This window comes from Chitinophaga parva, assembly GCF_003071345.1.
Taxonomy (GTDB): Bacteria; Bacteroidota; Bacteroidia; order Chitinophagales; family Chitinophagaceae; genus Chitinophaga; species Chitinophaga parva.
The window spans coordinates 62796-79676 of sequence record NZ_QCYK01000001.1; the positions used below are offsets into that span (position 1 = coordinate 62796).

16 protein-coding genes and 2 tRNA genes are annotated in these 16881 nt (G+C 51.7%); 8 read left to right on the plus strand and 10 right to left on the minus strand.

Annotated elements, in window-relative coordinates; translation table 11 throughout:
• Positions 1 to 54 precede the first annotated feature (54 nt).
• Positions 55 to 444, plus strand: coding sequence for a hypothetical protein (locus DCC81_RS00285; RefSeq protein WP_108684606.1), 390 nt, complete (start codon positions 55 to 57; stop codon positions 442 to 444).
• Positions 445 to 677: 233 nt separating this feature from the next.
• On the opposite strand, the gene DCC81_RS00290 is transcribed toward DCC81_RS00285, so the two are convergent.
• Positions 678 to 1613, minus strand: coding sequence for a helix-turn-helix transcriptional regulator (locus DCC81_RS00290; protein ID WP_108684607.1), 936 nt, complete (start codon positions 1611 to 1613; stop codon positions 678 to 680).
• Positions 1614 to 1680: 67 nt separating this feature from the next.
• Between DCC81_RS00290 and DCC81_RS00295 the strand changes: the two genes are divergently transcribed.
• A complete protein-coding gene (locus DCC81_RS00295; RefSeq protein ID WP_108684608.1) occupies positions 1681 to 2715 on the plus strand; it encodes a zinc-dependent alcohol dehydrogenase family protein in 1035 nt (344 codons plus the stop codon).
• Positions 2716 to 2767: 52 nt separating this feature from the next.
• Here DCC81_RS00295 and DCC81_RS00300 read toward each other — a convergent pair whose 3' ends face one another.
• From DCC81_RS00300 to DCC81_RS00315, 4 genes are all read right to left on the minus strand, one after another.
• Complete coding sequence (locus tag DCC81_RS00300; protein WP_108684609.1) at positions 2768 to 3823, minus strand: PepSY-associated TM helix domain-containing protein; 1056 nt, start codon at positions 3821 to 3823, stop codon at positions 2768 to 2770.
• Positions 3824 to 3841: 18 nt separating this feature from the next.
• Positions 3842 to 6196 carry a TonB-dependent receptor gene (locus DCC81_RS00305; protein ID WP_108684610.1) on the minus strand — a complete coding sequence of 785 codons (2355 nt, stop codon included), beginning with the start codon at positions 6194 to 6196 and terminating at the stop codon, positions 3842 to 3844.
• A gap of 185 nt (positions 6197 to 6381) precedes the next feature.
• Positions 6382 to 6921 (minus strand): dihydrofolate reductase family protein, encoded by a 540-nt coding sequence (locus DCC81_RS00310; RefSeq protein ID WP_108684611.1) that lies wholly within the window; start codon positions 6919 to 6921, stop codon positions 6382 to 6384.
• Between the two features lie 67 nt (positions 6922 to 6988).
• A complete protein-coding gene (locus DCC81_RS00315; RefSeq protein WP_108684612.1) occupies positions 6989 to 7771 on the minus strand; it encodes a helix-turn-helix domain-containing protein in 783 nt (260 codons plus the stop codon).
• Between the two features lie 282 nt (positions 7772 to 8053).
• Here DCC81_RS00315 and DCC81_RS25315 point away from each other — a divergent pair, with 282 nt between their 5' ends.
• Positions 8054 to 8329 (plus strand): hypothetical protein, encoded by a 276-nt coding sequence (locus DCC81_RS25315; RefSeq protein ID WP_133177486.1) that lies wholly within the window; start codon positions 8054 to 8056, stop codon positions 8327 to 8329.
• Between the two features lie 105 nt (positions 8330 to 8434).
• Here the strand turns inward: DCC81_RS25315 and DCC81_RS00325 are convergent.
• Positions 8435 to 8507, minus strand: a tRNA-Ala gene (locus DCC81_RS00325).
• A 447-nt stretch (positions 8508 to 8954) separates the two neighbouring features.
• Between DCC81_RS00325 and DCC81_RS00330 the strand changes: the two genes are divergently transcribed.
• From DCC81_RS00330 to DCC81_RS00350, 5 genes are all read left to right on the plus strand, one after another.
• Positions 8955 to 9036, plus strand: a tRNA-Leu gene (locus tag DCC81_RS00330).
• Positions 9037 to 9257: 221 nt separating this feature from the next.
• Complete coding sequence (gene tig / locus DCC81_RS00335) at positions 9258 to 10637, plus strand: trigger factor (RefSeq protein ID WP_108684614.1); 1380 nt, start codon at positions 9258 to 9260, stop codon at positions 10635 to 10637.
• Positions 10627 to 11328: an ATP-dependent Clp endopeptidase proteolytic subunit ClpP gene (clpP, locus tag DCC81_RS00340; RefSeq protein WP_108684615.1), complete on the plus strand. Its 702-nt coding sequence runs from the start codon at positions 10627 to 10629 to the stop codon at positions 11326 to 11328. Before tig ends, clpP begins: the two co-directional genes overlap by 11 nt.
• A gap of 150 nt (positions 11329 to 11478) precedes the next feature.
• A complete protein-coding gene (gene clpX / locus DCC81_RS00345; RefSeq protein ID WP_108684616.1) occupies positions 11479 to 12720 on the plus strand; it encodes an ATP-dependent Clp protease ATP-binding subunit ClpX in 1242 nt (413 codons plus the stop codon).
• Between the two features lie 32 nt (positions 12721 to 12752).
• Positions 12753 to 12941, plus strand: a complete 189-nt coding sequence (locus DCC81_RS00350) for a hypothetical protein (protein ID WP_108684617.1) — start codon at positions 12753 to 12755, stop codon at positions 12939 to 12941.
• Positions 12942 to 13541: 600 nt separating this feature from the next.
• On the opposite strand, the gene DCC81_RS00355 is transcribed toward DCC81_RS00350, so the two are convergent.
• From DCC81_RS00355 to DCC81_RS25655, 4 genes are read right to left on the minus strand one after another with little or no spacing between them, the layout of a single operon-like run.
• On the minus strand, positions 13542 to 14681 hold the full coding sequence (locus DCC81_RS00355; RefSeq protein ID WP_108684618.1) for an acyl-CoA dehydrogenase: 1140 nt from the start codon (positions 14679 to 14681) through the stop codon (positions 13542 to 13544).
• 10 nt (positions 14682 to 14691) lie between these two features.
• On the minus strand, positions 14692 to 15639 hold the full coding sequence (locus tag DCC81_RS00360) for a helix-hairpin-helix domain-containing protein (RefSeq protein WP_108684619.1): 948 nt from the start codon (positions 15637 to 15639) through the stop codon (positions 14692 to 14694).
• A gap of 53 nt (positions 15640 to 15692) precedes the next feature.
• Positions 15693 to 16454, minus strand: a complete 762-nt coding sequence (locus DCC81_RS00365; RefSeq protein WP_108684620.1) for an MBL fold metallo-hydrolase — start codon at positions 16452 to 16454, stop codon at positions 15693 to 15695.
• Positions 16451 to 16864: a hypothetical protein gene (locus tag DCC81_RS25655; protein ID WP_205686239.1), complete on the minus strand. Its 414-nt coding sequence runs from the start codon at positions 16862 to 16864 to the stop codon at positions 16451 to 16453. Before DCC81_RS25655 ends, DCC81_RS00365 begins: the two co-directional genes overlap by 4 nt.
• Positions 16865 to 16881: the final 17 nt, after the last annotated feature.

Here is a 16881-nt window from a genome sequence, read left to right on the forward strand (position 1 = left end):
CAGTAACAGACCACAACTTACAACACCACATTTCTTCACTTAACATCTACAGTTATGTTTGATCAGATCTTGTCCCTCGTAAAAGAGCAATTGGAAAATCATCCCCAGGTAGCTGGTGCAGTACCGGCAGACCAAGCCGCTGACGTTCACAATGAAGTGGCGGGCAATATTGTAAGCAGCCTGCAAAACAGCCTGGGTGGCGGTTTGGGCAGCCTCTCCGAGCTTTTCTCCGGTGGCGGCGCATCCAACATTGCTTCTTCCATGTCTGGTGGCCTCATAGAGCAGCTTACCAGTAAGTTCAACCTGGACCCTGCCATTGCCAACAACATTGCGGCAGCCGTACCGGGTATCCTGGCGCAGTTTGGCCAGCAGCACGCTGCAAATGGTGGCGAACAGCAGGAAGGCGGCCTGGGAGGCATGCTGGGTGGCTTGTTTGGGAAGTAACGTGTTTGTTATGCAAAAAAACACTAGTACCGGTGCGGGCCTTTGTCCTCACCGGCACGTAGAGAGAGGCAGTGCCTCTCTTTTTTAATGCCCGGAAGTATCGCGGCCATGGGAGCGTCTTGTCCCTGCCGGAGAAGGGTATGGCGGCATGACTTGCTTTATTTCGAAACAGCCCTTTTGGGTCTTTACTTACATGGTTTCCGGCGCCTTCATTTTACTTATGAGGCTTGCCTTTATTTTTCCAGTTCACGGTGTTTCGCCGGGCTGCGCCCATACCATTTCTTGTACGCGTGGTAAAAGCTGGCTGGCTCCGCGTATCCCAGTAACAGGCTTACTTCCAGCAGGTCATAATCATCGTGGTGCAGCAGCAGGTGGCACATGCGCCGCTTCAGGTGTTCCCGCACGGCGGCAAAAGATCCTCCTTCATGCCGGAGTCGGCGCTGTAAGGTGCGGGGGGTAAGGTGGAATGCAGCGGCAGTCTGGGCCAGGTCTGGCAGTAAAGGATTGGCCATGCTGAGTGCCATTTGCTTTACCCGGCTGGTAAAGGAATGGTCTGCTTGCAATGCTTCCAGCAATTGCAGGTAAGCCGGTAATAATGTTTCAAAGCCCTTGTAAAAGCCCTTGTAATGACGTGGCTTTTGGAGCAGGCCCGCTGTATTAAAATGCACACGGTACGCCCCCGGGTGCAGGGCCTCCACGGCGGTATCGCCTGCATTGCCGGTTAGCACCGCCAGTTCCCTTGCTATCAACGTCACCACGAAATCCGCCAGCACCCGCTGCAATAGCGGGCTTTCCATCGTTATACTGACCTCCACACAGGCGGGCCGTTCCCGCAAAGTGATCAGCGCAAAGGGCAGCGACCGGCGCAGGTAATCGTGGCAATAGTGCAATGCTTCCTGCAAACTGGCAGTTCTCAGGGAAAGTTCGTATACGATACCAATGTGTGCCAGTTCCATGCTCCGGCCTACCCGCAGGCCCAGGTCTTCTTCCGGCAGATGTGTTACAATAGCCGACAGTACTGCCAGAAAACCTTCCACCGGCATCACCGTAAAACGGTCTGCCAGTAAGGGTTCCGGGTATTCCGCCATTTCCGGGATGCGGGGCAGCGGCACCTGGCGCAGGCGTGCGTACGTGAGAAAAGGAGCCAGGAAGCGGGCGGGGATCTGCATTTGTCGTGTTATATCAATTGTGCGGGAACAATCCCCGGTAATTTGCTGCCGTTAAAATAACAGCACCATGAAGGCTTATTACCTGGAACAATTCAATTCGATAGACGGCATTGTATGCCGGGACCGGCCCATTCCTGCACCCGGGCCCCATGAAGTATTGGTGCGGGTAAAGGCGGTGTCGCTGAACCGGCGGGACATTGCCATTGTACATCAAAAATACGCCTTGCAGCCCAAAGCCGGCATCATTCCCGTAAGCGATGGCGCGGGGGAAATAGTGCGCTGCGGGAGCGCGGTACGCCGCTTCCAGCCGGGGCAGGGTGTGATGGGCAATTACTTTCCCCGCTGGCGCGATGGCCAGATGCAAATGGATATCATTGATCAACTGGGCTGTACCCTGGACGGTATGCTGGCAGAATACGTGATACTACCGGAAGATGCGCTGGTGGCCATTCCTGCCGGTATGGATTACGAAGCTGCCGCTACCCTGCCCTGTGCGGCGCTCACCGCCTGGAGTGCGCTCACAGCGCCTTACCCCGCTGCTCCGGGTAGCACGGTGCTCACCTTTGGCAGCGGCGGCATTGCCAGTTTTGAGATCCAGTTTGCCAAGCTGTTTGGGGCACGGGTGATAGCGCTTACCACGCGGGCTTCCAGTGAGGCTGCACTGCGTGCGCTTGGTGCAGACGAGGTAGTGCAGTACAATGCAAACGATGCATGGAGCCAGCAGGTATTGCACCTTACCGGTGGCCGCGGCGTGGACCGGGTACTGGAAACCGGCGGGGCGGAAACCTTTGCGCAATCCCTGCAGGCGGTAACAGTGGGGGGTGTTATCTCTTTACTGAATTTCCGCTACCTGCAGGCGCCGGCCGCGCCGACCGCGCTGGATCAGCTTTTACTGGCCATGTTTGCGAAGCGTGTTACGGTACACCCCATTTTTGTAGGCAGCCGCCTGACGTTTGAAAATATGTGCCGGGCCCTGGCGGCACATCCTGTACAGCCTAGTATTGAACGGGTATTTGCATTTGAAGAAGCCAAAGAGGCGTACCGGTATTTTGAAGCCGGCGGGCATAGGGGAAAGATTGTGATCAGGGTGGATGGGGAATAACTTTCCTGCAACAAAAAGGCCTTTAACCAGTGATGTTTAAAGGCCTTTGCCATTACGCTGCCATGGCAACCGGGGCGGGTTTCTTTTTCCGTTTCCCGGTCCAGATCAGCCACCCGGTAATGGGTAAGCTCAATGCAATGAGCCCCGCGAGGAACATGATGATCTTGCCGGGAATGCCGAACACCCTGCCGGTGTGAATTTCATAGCTGGAGCCAAAGAAGCGCTGTATGAACGGCTTATCCTGGTAAGTGTCGCTTTTGAGCAACACGCCGGAATAACGGTCAAACGTGAAGCTGCTTTGTTTGCGCAGGCCATTGGTCTCATAGCGCATCAGGACATTTACTACGCCCATACTATCTGCCGGGAAAGAAACGCGCAGCATTTCCACCGGCTCCTTATGATACACTTGCGCCACCAGGCTGTCGTAGAAATTTTTGGAAGGCTTAGTCCCCATTTGCAAAGAGCGCACTTTTTTATCAGACCCGCCGGTAGCCATGGAAATGCCGGTGAGGCAGATCATCACCAACGGGATAAATCCATAAAACCCAAACACGCTGTGCAAGTCAAAGTAGCGGCGCTTTGCAGACGCATTGGCCTTGATGGTAATGGCCTGCTTCAGTTGTTTTATTTTCCTGGGCAGCCATAGCACAAACCCGGAAAGCACCATCACCAGGAATACCACCACATTGCACAGGATAATGGTTTCCCCTGTTTTACCCAGCATCAATGTGCGGTGGATGGACAATACCACCGTAAAAAAATCAGTGTCCGGGTTGCGCACAGACACTACCTGTTCATTATATGGGTTCACGAAAATGATGCGCTTGTCTTTCAGGTAGCACAGTACCGCCCTGGATGGATTGCCCAGGTAACGCACCTGGGCCAGTTTGGCCTTTGCGTCGTATTTTTTCACAACGCTGATCAATTGTTCCACGCTGGCCTGTGGTTTATTTTCAGGCGTTACATACAAGGCGCTGTGCTGGGTGGCAAAGCGGATCTCGTCCTCAAATGCAAGTATGCATCCCGTGGTGGCCACGATGAGGATCAAAATACCGGAAACAAGTCCCAGGTACAGATGCAGTGTATTAATCAGCTTCCTGAACGTCATAAGAGGCGCAAGTTATTACTAAAATTTGAACGTTACGTTAGCCGTGAGGCGGGTGGGTGGTTGTGCAGCCAGGCGGTACGACCAGTACTGTTCGTTGGTCAGGTTGTCTACCTTCAGCCCCAGGCGGTAGGCTGGCTTGTCGTAGAAAACAGCGGCATCCAGCACGGTGTAAGACGGAATGGTAAACTTGAAAGCGGCTGTATTGGTCTGGTAGCTTTCACTGCCGTAAACGCCGCCAAAACCAATGCCCAGGCCCTGTGCCACGCCTTTGGTGAGGCGGTAGCTTACCCAGAGGTTCGCATAGTCCGGCGATCCGGCCGTGGAGGGGCGCAGGCCCTGGATGGAGGCAGATGCCCTGGTGTATTTACTATCGTTGTAGGTATAACCGGCAATGATGTTCAACCCGGGCAGCGGATTGGCAATCACTTCCGCCTCAAAACCCTTACTCAGTTGCGTACCATCCTGCAGGGAAAAGTTAGCGTGGTCCGGGTCATCGCGGGTCACATTGGTTACCTGGATGTTGTAATAGCTCAGGGTAGCGGAGATGGTACTCAGGTCTATTTTTACACCGCCTTCTACCTGGTTGGCCCGGTTGGGCTTAAATGTATTGCCATAAAAATCGGCACCGCTTACGTTGCTGAAACCATTCATGTAGTTGGCAAAGAGGGCCACCTTATCCTTTACTACCTGGTACACCAGGCCAAACTTCGGGGAGAGGGCGGTTTGATTGTAATTGCCGGCGGTAGAATCCAGGTTGGGATAGTACACGCCTTTATTAATGTAGTGGTCCACGCGCAGGCTGGCCATGGCCAGCAGCTTATCCGTAATGTTCAGCACATCGGAAACGTAGGCTGCATAGGTGTTTTCATTGTTCGATACAAAGTTCGTATACGTTGCGTTTGCAAACAGCGGTGATACTTTTTCGTACGTGAAGTTATTATACGCAGCACCCGGTTTGCGGTAATTGATGGCCGGCATGTTGATGGTGGCATCGTTGCGGGTGGCGCGCAGGGAATAGAAATCCAGGCCCGCCACCACGCGGTTGCGGAGGCTGCCCAGTTTAAAATCACCCATAAAATTCTGCTGGATATCTGTCCCGTAATAAGGATATTCCTGGTTGGTCACAGCCTGGCGCAGCGTACTGTCAGACACGATGCTGAGCTGCACCACGTTGCCATCGGAAGAAGAGCGGGTGCGGGAGATCACCGTCTGGGAGGTCCAGCTGTCGGAGATCTTGTAACGCATCTGTGCATAGATGTTGTACTGCTGCGCTACGTAATTAATGGTGTTGTTAGCAAAGGATAATTTATAGGGAATGTGCAGGTCCGTTACGCTGTGGGCGGTGCCTTTGGTGTAAGGTGCCAGGCGGGTGGGCGAGGTAGCCTTGTAGGCACCCAGTTCCGCATCCAGCGTCAGCGTAAGACGGTCATTCACTTTGTAAACAAAGCTGGGCGCAATGAAGTAATTGCGGCTAAAGCCCGCGTCCTGGAAGCTTCTTTCACTGTGCAGGGCTGTGTTTACGCGCAGGAGCGCTGTTTGCTCCTTGTTCAGCGGGGCGTTGATATCTGCGGTGAGGCGGTTCAGATCCCAACTGCCGGCGGAGTAGGATATTTCTCCCTTGAAAGTTTCAAAAGGCTTCTTGGTAACCCGGTTAAACAGTCCGCCAAACGAAGACAGGGTGCTGCCAAACAGGGTAGCCGAAGGGCCTTTGATCACTTCCACCCTTTCCAGGTTTGCCGGGTCGATGGTGGAATAAGTGAAGCTGCCCACGCCATTGCGCACCAGTTGCGAGGTAGAGAAACCGCGGGAAACGAAACCGGAACGGCCCTGGTTCCTTACTTCAGGAACACCCGCACCGGGTACGTTCTTGAAAGCGCTGTTGTAGTCGGTGATGAGCTGTTCTTTCATCAGCTCCTTCCCTACTACCGTGTACACCTGGGGGTTTTCAATGTTAGCCAGGGGCAGTTTGGAAACGTCGTTGCTTTCCTTCCTGGCAAAGCGGTTGCCACCGGTTTTCACCACTACTTCTTCCAGGCTTTGAGAGGAGGATTGCAGGGTGAAATTTACCGTAGCAGGCTGGCCGGCGGTCACTTCTACCGTGGCCGAGGCTTTTTCTGCGCCGATCATGGAGGCGATGAGGGTGTAAGTGCCGGGATTTACATTATTAAAGCTGAACTGGCCGCTTTCGTTGGTGATGGTTTTCCTGGCAAACCCGCTGATCACGATGGTAACGCCGGCGGCAGGCTGTCCGTCGCTGGTGACCACGGTGCCGGAGATCTTCCCACCGGCATCTTCGGCATGAAGGGATAAGACACTGATCAGGCAGAGAATAGAAAGTATAAATTTCTTGAATGTATATATTATTTTTCCCATGATTGGCTATTGCGGCGGCAAAGGTCCGCACGCAAGGGTTGGAAACCTACGCGGATCGGGAAAAAAAATGGGCCGATCGGGAAAAAGTGAGCGGGGGAGGCCGGGCCGCATGAAGACCAGGCAGCCCTACCCTGCCGGTCCGGCCCCGTCCCTTCGGGGCAGCCATTGACACGGGCACTGCGTAATTACAGCCCGTGGTTATTTACCTTATACCGGAGCGATACCAGCCCTGTTTCATAGGTTTTGTTTTCCAGCAGCGTGAGGCCGATGCGCTGGCTGCGGGGCTCAAACAGTGGCTTTCCGCTGCCGAGCAGGATGGGATGCACTGCCATCCATATTTCATCTACCAGGCCTTCACGGAGTAAGGCATTGGTGAGCACTGCTCCGCCATACAACCAGATGTCCTTGCCCGGCAGCGCTTTTATTTTACGCACTTCTGCAACCGCATCTGTTGCAATGATCACAGCACCTTCATTTGCGGATTGGAGTGTACTGGAAAATACATACTCCGTCACCGGTGGCATACCGGGCACCAGCCGGCCGTTATGATCCCTGTATTCCCGGGCCACTTCATAGCTTTTACGGCCTATGAACACCGCATCGATGCGTAAAAAAAATTCATGCAGGCCGTAGTCCTGGTCGGTAAAACACCAGTCGTATTCTCCATGGGGCCCTTCTATAAAGCCATCCAGGGAGACGGCCAGGGCAACAACTAAATTTCGCATAGAAAGTCTGTTTGCTATGCATCAAAATTACTTCCATTAAAGATCCAGGGCTTGTATAAAACGGACATCAATATAAAACATGTGCTGCGCGGACCACATCGCCGGGTGCAAGGCCGGTGTAATTTTTAAAATCATGGTTGAAATGTGCCTGGTCGTAGTAGCCGCTCTCATAGGCTATTTGGGTGAGTGAAAGTTCAGGGTATCTTTTCAGTTGTGCAAGCGCGCGGACAAACCGGGTTACGCTGAGGTATTCTTTGGGGGAGACGCCCACGTATTGTTGAAACTTGCGGGCCAGGTGGCGCTGGCTGATGCCGGTGGCGTTTACAAGCTGGCTTACCGGCAGGAAATCTTTGGTGGCACGGGCCTGGCTAAGGCAATACGCAAGCACCACGTCCTCGTTTTCTCCGTTGCATTGTTGCAGAAGATAATGTTGCAGTAGCGCTACCCGTTCATTATTGCCCGGTGTGTTGGCAAGTCTTTCTTCCAACGCCGGGGTTAGGCCTTTCCAAAGATCATTTAAGGAAGTGTTTTTGTCTGTCAACTCGTGCATAGCAACATTAAAAAAGCGGTGTGCCATTCCGGGGTAAAAGCAAACCGCAATGCAACCGGCGCCTTTGCGCATTTGTACCGAAGTGGGACGTGTCATGCGGGCGCTGACAATGCTTTGATGGTATATTTCATTGTCGATGATGGCCAGGGGGGTGGTGGAATAATTCACAAATAATTCCACGCAGGCATCAGGGAGCACGGTGATATGACAGGTGTCGGTGTCCCCTTCACAGTCCATGGTGCAGATCAGCTTTACAAATGGCTGAAGAGGGGGCGATATGACGTAGTGCGTAAGTTTCATGGGTATGTGTTTTAGCTGGCCATGAAGTTGGCCACGGAGCTTAATCCCGTTGGCCGGGTAATATCAATATCATTTTTCTCCGTGGCCGCTCCCTTGCACAAGAACCGGACACACTTATTCCTGCAATTGAGCATCTACAAATGTATCAACAAAACCTGCAATATTTCTTCCCGCTTGTGCAAGTATGCAAAATGTAAAAAACTCCTAAAATCGCGTGTAGCGGACTTTGCGAAATTTACACACAAAATAATTTGTGCACCACTCTTGCCCACTACCAGCGCCTTGTATAAGATCAACATAAACAAACAAGCAACAAAAATTGCGGGCGGTTTTGAAAATGGCCTGGATGGCATTGTGATGGTTGCGCCAGGCGAATTCATCATCAGTAATTACACGGGCATTTTATACTACCTGGAGGCTGATGGCTCCAGGCAAGTATTGCTGGATACGCAGGCGGAGAAACTAATGACAAATGACATCAGCTATGACAACAGCACGAAAACGCTGTACGTACCAGCATTTAATAAGAATATTGTTATTGCTTACCGTGTAAGGTAATCAGCAATTTTTGACCCGTCTTGACCCAGGATCAAGCCAACTTCGAAAACTAGGTAAAAACAAAAAGCCTTCAGGTCAATGACCTGAAGGCTTTTATATATCCTGTGGAGGATAGCGGGTTCGAACCGCTGACCTCTTGCATGCCATGCAAGCGCTCTACCAACTGAGCTAATCCCCCGTGTTTATGTGATGGGAGTGCAAATGTAGAGCATAAATCGAAATAACAAAATTTTTCCCCCGTAAAATTTATAAAAAAAAGCCTCGCAACGACTTGCAAGGCTGCTTGAATACCACAATATGAACCGAAGGCCGGTTCTCTAACAAAACAGTATCTTTTATATCGGTTGAATATTTTCTTTCTGGCGGAAGGAGCAACATCCGATGCCCAGGTTTTGCATGGATCATGCCATGGAAATAACACCCTCACAATCAATTACTTTGGCCACAAGATAACCGCGTAAACCGTCCGGATGCGGACTATCCGCGTCCGCTTTTATCACAGCCCCGCCCACCTTCCCCTCTTGCCCCGGAACCCGCGCCCATGCCCCATTAGCATTTTTTTAATTCATAAAAAAGAATACCTTTGCACTCCTTCAAAAGGTTAGAAAACAGTTCTTCTCTTACTGCGGATGTGGTGAAATTGGTAGACACGCCAGACTTAGGATCTGGTGCTTCACGGCATGGGGGTTCGAGTCCCTTCATCCGCACTTATTACAGCCTGCCCGGTATCCAGGCCTACAACCAGGGGTGGAATTTCTTTCACGCCCTTAGTGCCTACCGGTCAGGCATTTACAGGCCATTACGGCACCCGGGTATTCCACCAATTATTTCCAGCTGTCATTCTTTCGCTTTTTTTGTGACCTTCTGGCAGCAAAACAATTAAGGAACTATTATTGCTTCATCTACAACACTTATATTTTAATTTATTATGGCAACCGTTACCAGAGAGAATATTGGTTTATTGAATGATAAGATCACTGTGAAAGTGAGCAAGGATGACTATCTTCCTAATTTTGACAAGGCCGTAAAACAATTCACCAAAAGTGCCAGCATTCCTGGCTTCCGTAAAGGCATGGTTCCGGCCGGTATGGTGAAGAAAATGCATGGCCAGGCCATCTTCACAGATGAAGTGATCAAAGCGGTAGAATCCAAACTGGGCAGCTACCTCCAGGAAGAGAAACTCGATATTTTCGGTCAGCCTATCCCCCTCGAAAGAAACGAAAACGAATTTAACTACAACGCCCCCGCGGAATATACCTTCAATTTTGAAGTGGGCCTGAAGCCCGCCGTAGAGATCACGCCCCTGGAAAGTGGCAAGACCAACCTGACCCGCTACAAAGTAATTGTGAGCGACAAAATGGTGGACGAAGAAGTAGAACGCATGCAGCTGAAAGGCGGCGACATCCAGGAAGGCGATACGATCGTGGATGGCGAGAACGTTGTAAATGTAACCTTCATTGAAAGCGATGCCAACGGCACGCCCGTAGAAGGTGGTATCACCAAAGAAAATTCCCTCCTCGTTAAATACTTTTCCCCCGCCATCGTTGAAAAACTGATCGGCAAGAAAACCGGCGACAGCATTGTATTCCAGCTCGAAGGTTCCTTTGATGAGGAACGCCTGGCCTATATCCTGAAAGACCTGGGCTTTGACGCAGATGACAAGGAAGCCGCCAGGAAATATTTCAAACTGGACATCACCAAAGTACAGGTGATCGCCAAGAAAGAACTCAACGAAGCTTTCTTCAAAGAAATATATCCCAACGAAAACCTGGCCACTGTTGAAGATTTCCGCGCCAAGCTGAAATCCGAGATCGAAACCTATTGGGCACAGGAAAGCCGCAACGCCCTCCACAACGAACTGTTCGAAACCCTGGTGCACGAAACGCCCATCGAACTGCCTAAGGAGTTCCTGAAACGCTGGCTGCAGGTAGGTGGCGAAAAGCCTAAAACCGCCGCAGAAGCCGACCACGAATGGCCGAACTTTGACCACCAGCTCCGCTGGACACTGATTAGCGATAAACTGATCCGCGATAATAAAATGGAAGTTTCTTTCGAAGAACTGAAAGAAGGTGCCAAAGCCAGACTGCTGGGCCACTTTGGTGGCGCCGCTGCCGGTGCTGAGTGGCTGGATAGCTACCTGGACCGCCTGCTGCAGGATGAGAAGTTCGTAGACCAGACTTACCGGGAGATGATTACCGCCAAGTTGTTTGATTACGCAGAAACGAAGGTGAATATTAAAGAAGAGGAAATTTCAGCAGAAGAATTTGTTAAATTACCAAATAAACATCATCACCATCATGAACATTAATAACGAATTCCGTAAATACGCCATACAGCACCGTGGTATGTCCAGCCTGGTGGTAGATAGCTACACCAAGCACCAGATCAACTCTTTGACGCCTTACATCATCGAAGAGCGACCCATGCAGATTGCCCAGCTGGACGTATTCTCCCGCCTGATGATGGACCGCATCATCTTCATGGGCGACCCCGTGACAGATTATGTGGCCAATATCATCACCGCACAGCTGCTGTTCCTGGAATCTGTAGACCGCGCCCGCGATATCCAGATGTACATCAACAGCCCCGGTGGTAGCGTATACGCCGGCCTCGGTATCTACGACACCATGCAGCTCGTAGCACCGGACGTAGCCACCATCTGCACCGGTATGGCCGCCTCCTTTGGCGCCGTACTCCTGGTAGCAGGTTCAAAAGGCAAACGTACCGCCCTGAAACACGCCCGTGTAATGATCCACCAGCCCCACGGCGGTGCGGAAGGCCAGACCTCCGATATCGAGATCACAGCGCGTGAATTTATCAAGCTGAAAAAAGAGCTGAACGAGATCATTGCCACCCACGCCGGCCAGCCCGTGAAGAAAGTGGAAAAAGACGGTGACCGCGACTACTGGATGACCGCCGACGAAGCCAAAGAATACGGTATCATCGACGACGTCCTGGACAAAAATCCCCGCAAAAAGACGGAAGCTCCTCAGCAATAATACTTTGAAAACAGGGACGGTCCCGCCCACCAGGCGGGACCGTCTTCTTTGTATGGGTTACCGGGTTTTTTCCCTTAAATTTGTAGACTGGTTCTTCCCTAACCGGGATCATTACCAGGCCTTTATCCAAATACCCGCTAAAAATCACTGATGAAAGAATCGAAAATACGCTGTTCCTTTTGCAGCCGCTCCAAAGACGAAGTGCAGATACTGATCGCAGGCGCTGAAGGACACATTTGCGAAAACTGCGTGACAAACGCCCAGGAGATCATTGAGCAGGAATTGTTCCAGAATGCCAACAAGAAGAAAGCCAGCCCCTCCCACTTTGTTCCCAAGGTGTCTAAACCCCGGGAAATAAAACACTTCCTGGACGATTACGTGATCGGGCAGGACGATGCCAAGAAGATCCTGGCCGTAGCCGTGTACAACCACTACAAACGCCTCAACCAGCAGGTGGAGGATGATGAGATCGAGATCGAAAAATCCAACATCGTAATGGTAGGTGAAACCGGTACCGGCAAAACCCTCCTGGCTAAATCCATCGCCAAACTGCTGAACGTACCCTTTGCCATCGTGGATGCCACCGTATTCACAGAGGCCGGCTACGTGGGCGAAGACGTGGAAAGCATCCTCACCCGCCTGCTGCAGGTGTGCAACTATGACGTGGAAGCCGCCGAACGCGGTATCGTATACATCGACGAAATTGATAAGATCGCCCGCAAAAGCGATAACCCTTCCATTACCCGCGATGTAAGCGGTGAAGGCGTGCAGCAAGGCCTGCTGAAACTCCTGGAAGGCACTGAAGTGCTCGTACCCCCGCAAGGCGGCCGCAAGCACCCCGAACAAAAACTGATCAAGATCAACACCTCTAATATCCTCTTCATCTGCGGTGGCGCATTTGACGGCCTTGATAAGATCATCAGCCGCCGTGTGCAAACCCATTCCATCGGTTTTACCGTGAACAAGGAAAGGGAAGAGGAGAACAAGAAACAGATCCTGCGTTACGTAAACGCTCAGGACCTGAAATCCTTTGGCCTCATCCCCGAGTTGCTGGGCCGCCTGCCGGTAGTGACTTACCTGAACTCCCTGGATGCAGATGCCCTCAAGAGCATCCTCACCCTGCCCAAGAATGCCCTTATTAAACAATACCAGAAGCTCTTCAAGGTAGAAGGTATAACTCTCACCGTGGCCGAAGACGCCATCGACTACATCGTGGACAAGGCCATGGAATACAAGCTGGGCGCCCGCGGCCTCCGCTCCATCTGCGAGATCGTGATGAGCGACGCCATGTTTGAACTGCCTTCCACCAATGAAACCGTGTTCCACCTGGACAAAGCCTACGCCCAGCAAAAACTGGAAACCAGCACCCTGGTGAAACTGAAAGTGGCCTAATTTAATTTGCTCACATCCTCAAACGTAATGCTATGCAAGAGTTGATCAACAAAATCAAGGATGCCGCCGGTATCACCGAAGAGCAGGCCATTAAAGCGCTCAATACCGTGAAAGACCACGTAAAAGCGGCGCTGCCTCCCGGCCTCTCCGGTATGGTGGATAATTTTTTGTCTGCCCCTGCGCCGGCAAAAAAAGATGACGCGGAAGATTTTCTTGCGTAAGCAAAAGGAAATATATTTTTTAAGGAAGCGGGTGCTGCAAAGCATCCGCTTTTTTATTGGTATGGGCCACCCCTACATTTCGCCAACGACAATTTATTGTGAGCGTATGCCGGATAAACGTGCAAGCCCCTGCCAATGCCCTCCCAAAGCCGTAAATAGCAAAGCCGGACCAAAAGCCCGGCTTCAGATGTATTTTCAATAATGTGGGGTCAAGTACAGGCTCAAAACATTCTTAAATAAAAAGCATCCAGCTTAGAATGGATGCTTTTTGTTGGAGGGTAGAAATGTTTCGATCTTTTTTGGATTAATTAGGTTGATAATATGGTAAGAATGAATTAACCCAAATTTAACGTTCCTTTCTGATATTTCTATACAACGAAAGGGGTAAACGAAAATATTTTTTATCTAAGCATTAAATACATTCATTAAAAAACATTTTAATCACTGGTGTTTTAGTTAAATGAAAAGCCCTGTTCAGCGCGTTTCTTTGAAAACATCAATTTAAACGCCTTTTGTTTGGAGAAATGAAAAATAAAACAGCGCATGATAAATTTCATGTTTCAAAATTTCCATGTGCCCGGAAAATTGCCTAGGAAAAACTTATTTCAACGCTTCCCTTGCAATAACGATCTTCTGGATCTCAGACGTACCCTCACCAATGGTACAAAGCTTTGCATCCCGGTAAAATTTCTCCACCGGGAAGTCTTTTGTATAACCGTAACCACCAAAGATCTGCACTGCCTCCGTAGCCACTTTCACGGCTACTTCTGATGCGTAATACTTGGCCATGGCGGCTTCCCGTGTCATTTTCTGCCCCGCGGTTTTCATCCAGGCGGCCTGCATAGTGAGCAACTCCGCGGCTTCGATCTGGGTGGCCATGTCTGCCAGCTTAAACGCAATGCCCTGGAAATTGCAAATGGGCTGGTCAAACTGCTGGCGTTCCTTGGAGTATTTCAGCGCGGCATCGTATGCTCCTTTTGCAATGCCAAGCGACAGTGCCGCAATGGAAATGCGGCCGCCGTCCAGCACTTTCATGGACTGGATAAAACCTTCGCCTTCGTTGCCCAGCATGTTCTCAGCAGGAATGCGGCAGTTGTCAAAGATCATTTCCGCCGTTTCAGAAGCGCGCATGCCCAGCTTGTTTTCCTTTTTACCGCCGGAAAAGCCAGGCGTGCCGCGTTCTACGACAAAAGCGGTCATACCATGGCTGTCGCGCACGGAACCGGTACGGGCTATCACCACCGCTACATCGCCACTTTTACCGTGCGTGATCCAGCATTTACCGCCGTTGATCACCCACTCGTTGCCCTCTTGGTGCGCCACGCATTTCATATTCATGGCATCACTACCGGTGTTGGGCTCTGTGAGGCCCCAGGCGCCTATCCACTCGGCGCTGGCCAGTTTGGGTAAATATTTTTGTTTTTGCGCCTCGTTGCCAAACTGCAAAATATGCCCGGTGCAAAGGGAGTTATGCGCCGCCACGCTGAGACCAATGGCACCGCAGTGGCGGGCTATTTCGCTGATCACCGTCACATAGTCGGGGTAAGTGAGGCCGCTGCCGCCATATTCCGTTGGCACCAGCACGCCCATGAGCCCCTGCTGGCCCAGTTGGGTAAATAATTCCCGGGGGAAGGTTTGGGATTCATCCCATTCCAGGACGTGCGGCAGGATGTGGGATCTTCCAAAGTCTCGGATCATCTGGGCCACCTGCTGTTGCATTTCCGTGAGCTGAAAATTCATATCCGTGGTTTTATGGTTTTGGTGTAATCGTCAGATAAGGGGCAATACGCTGGTACACGCTGTCGTTGATCACGGCTATCTGGCGCAGCCCCGTTACTTCGGTAAAAGGCCCATGGCTGTTGCGGTACCGGGTAATTAATTTAGCTAAACTGTAGCGGATATAAGGATGTGCGCCTAAAGTTTTTTCATCTGCCTGGTTCAGGTCTATTTTCTTTAAAGAAGTTTCATGCAATTGCAGGAATGGTTCAATTTTTTTGAACGTACTATCCGGCAACCCGTAAGTTTCCCCCACCTGCCGCACGCTGTAAAAACCGCCCAGGCGGTCCCGGAACCGGGTAATGCGCCCTGCAAACCCCGGCCCTATACCCGGCAACTGCATCCAGGCCACACTGTCTGCCTGGTTAATGTCTGTCATCACATAGGTTTTGCGCTTAAACACCAAGCTATCCCGGTGGAACCCGCTGTGTGAGAACCGGGCGGTGTCCACACTGTTCCGCTTTTCCGCGGCGCCGGCATTGGCCGCAGGCCGCCCGTCTCCCTTACTAACGGTAGCGCCTATACGTACATAGGGCGCCAGTGCAGCCGCTTGTGCAGCGGGCAGGCCATAGATCTTTGCCAGGTCTGCCGGCTGGCGGAAATGGCCGCCTTTTTCGCGGTAATGGATGATGGTGAGGGCTGTTTTTTCGCGGATGCCCAGGTCCAGGAAACCCTGCAGGGGCAAGGTGTTGGGGTCAAAGAAGAAGTAGGTGGCCGGGCTTGTGCTTTTTACGGTGTTGCGCTTACCTGCGGCCACTGCGTTTTCGGGGAATAGCAAGGCTGTTTTGATATCCGGGAAGTCCGGTGCGGGCAGGCAGTAAGGCAGCAAATAGCAAACAACAATGCAGGCGAGTAAAATGTAAATGCCGCGGCGTTCGCGCCGGGAAAAATCCAGGTAGTTTTTAATGAATTCTCTCCACATGGATGAAAGGGGGTTTTAACAGGAGCTATTTCAAGATACGGAAAATATTTCCATCAGATCTCAAAGCTCAACCCGTCGTAGGCCAGCGCCACCCCATCCGGCAGCTCCGGCGATACCTCCGCATGCCGGCCCAGCTGGTGGCTGATATGCGTTAAGTACAACTGCGGGATCTCCAGCTCCTTCGCCAGTGCAATGGCTTCATCAAGCGTAAAATGGGAAATATGTTTTTCCCGCCGCAGCGCATTCAGCACCAGGACCTTGGAGCCTTTGATCTTTTCCTTCTCCGATGCATGGATAAAATTAGCGTCCGTGATGTAGGTAAAATCATGGAAGCGGAAACCCAGCACGGGCATCTTGTAGTGCATTACCTGGATGGGAATAATGGGCAGTCCATTCACGGTAAAAGGCTCTTCATCAATGGTCCGCAGCCGGATCTCCGGGATGCCGGGATATTTATGGTCTGCAAATGCGTAGGCAAATTCCCGCATGATCACCTCCTGCGAGAACGTAGAGGCATATACGTCGATGGGTGTTTGCTGGAAATAGTTGAAAGCGCGGATATCATCCATGCCGGCAATATGGTCTTTGTGGGAATGCGTGACCAGCAGGGCTTCCAGGTGTTTTACCTGTGCCCGCAGCATCTGGTAGCGGAAGTCCGGCGTAGTGTCCACCACGATGGTGCCCGCTGCGCTTTCCAGCATAATGCTGCTGCGCAGGCGGTTATCCTTCGCATCCGGCGAAGTACAGACATGGCAGTTGCACGCGATCACAGGCACCCCCTGGGAAGTACCCGTTCCAAGGAAGGTTACTTTCACTGTGGCTCGTTGGTTTCGGTATCAGCGGAGGAAGAGGGTTCATTTTTTGCGGCACCTTTGCGGCCTTTTTTCGCGGGCGCAGGCGGTGTTTCCGCGGGGGCTGCTTCGCCGCGGGCCTGGGCCTCCGCCTCCGCCAGCAGCTGTTCGCGGCTTTCCTTCACCTGGTGGTACAGCTTCAGTGATTCGCTACTGAGCATGCTCTCATCCAGGTCTATGGTAGGCAGGATGTCCAGCAGGCTGTTAATGCGGCCTTCCAGGTTCAGGAACTTATTGATCACCACTACCCGCTTGTGCTCCAGGATGCAATACCCCGAATTGAAAGTGCCCTTTTCAAATCGCAGTACATATTTGGCTTCCTCGAAGATCTTCTCCAGTTTCGCCAGGCTGGCGGGCGTGATTTTTATATTCATCGCGGTAATGGTTATTG

Coding starts and splice junctions, on each gene's coding strand:
- DCC81_RS00285 (WP_108684606.1), top strand. CDS start 55: ATGTTTGATCAGATCTTGTCCCTCGTAAAAGAGCAATTGGAAAATCAT.
- DCC81_RS00290 (WP_108684607.1), bottom strand. CDS start 1,613: ATGCAGATCCCCGCCCGCTTCCTGGCTCCTTTTCTCACGTACGCACGC.
- DCC81_RS00295 (WP_108684608.1), top strand. CDS start 1,681: ATGAAGGCTTATTACCTGGAACAATTCAATTCGATAGACGGCATTGTA.
- DCC81_RS00300 (WP_108684609.1), bottom strand. CDS start 3,823: ATGACGTTCAGGAAGCTGATTAATACACTGCATCTGTACCTGGGACTT.
- DCC81_RS00305 (WP_108684610.1), bottom strand. CDS start 6,196: ATGGGAAAAATAATATATACATTCAAGAAATTTATACTTTCTATTCTC.
- DCC81_RS00310 (WP_108684611.1), bottom strand. CDS start 6,921: ATGCGAAATTTAGTTGTTGCCCTGGCCGTCTCCCTGGATGGCTTTATA.
- DCC81_RS00315 (WP_108684612.1), bottom strand. CDS start 7,771: ATGAAACTTACGCACTACGTCATATCGCCCCCTCTTCAGCCATTTGTA.
- tig (WP_108684614.1), top strand. CDS start 9,258: ATGGCAACCGTTACCAGAGAGAATATTGGTTTATTGAATGATAAGATC.
- clpP (WP_108684615.1), top strand. CDS start 10,627: ATGAACATTAATAACGAATTCCGTAAATACGCCATACAGCACCGTGGT.
- clpX (WP_108684616.1), top strand. CDS start 11,479: ATGAAAGAATCGAAAATACGCTGTTCCTTTTGCAGCCGCTCCAAAGAC.
- DCC81_RS00350 (WP_108684617.1), top strand. CDS start 12,753: ATGCAAGAGTTGATCAACAAAATCAAGGATGCCGCCGGTATCACCGAA.
- DCC81_RS00355 (WP_108684618.1), bottom strand. CDS start 14,681: ATGAATTTTCAGCTCACGGAAATGCAACAGCAGGTGGCCCAGATGATC.
- DCC81_RS00360 (WP_108684619.1), bottom strand. CDS start 15,639: ATGTGGAGAGAATTCATTAAAAACTACCTGGATTTTTCCCGGCGCGAA.
- DCC81_RS25655 (WP_205686239.1), bottom strand. CDS start 16,864: ATGAATATAAAAATCACGCCCGCCAGCCTGGCGAAACTGGAGAAGATC.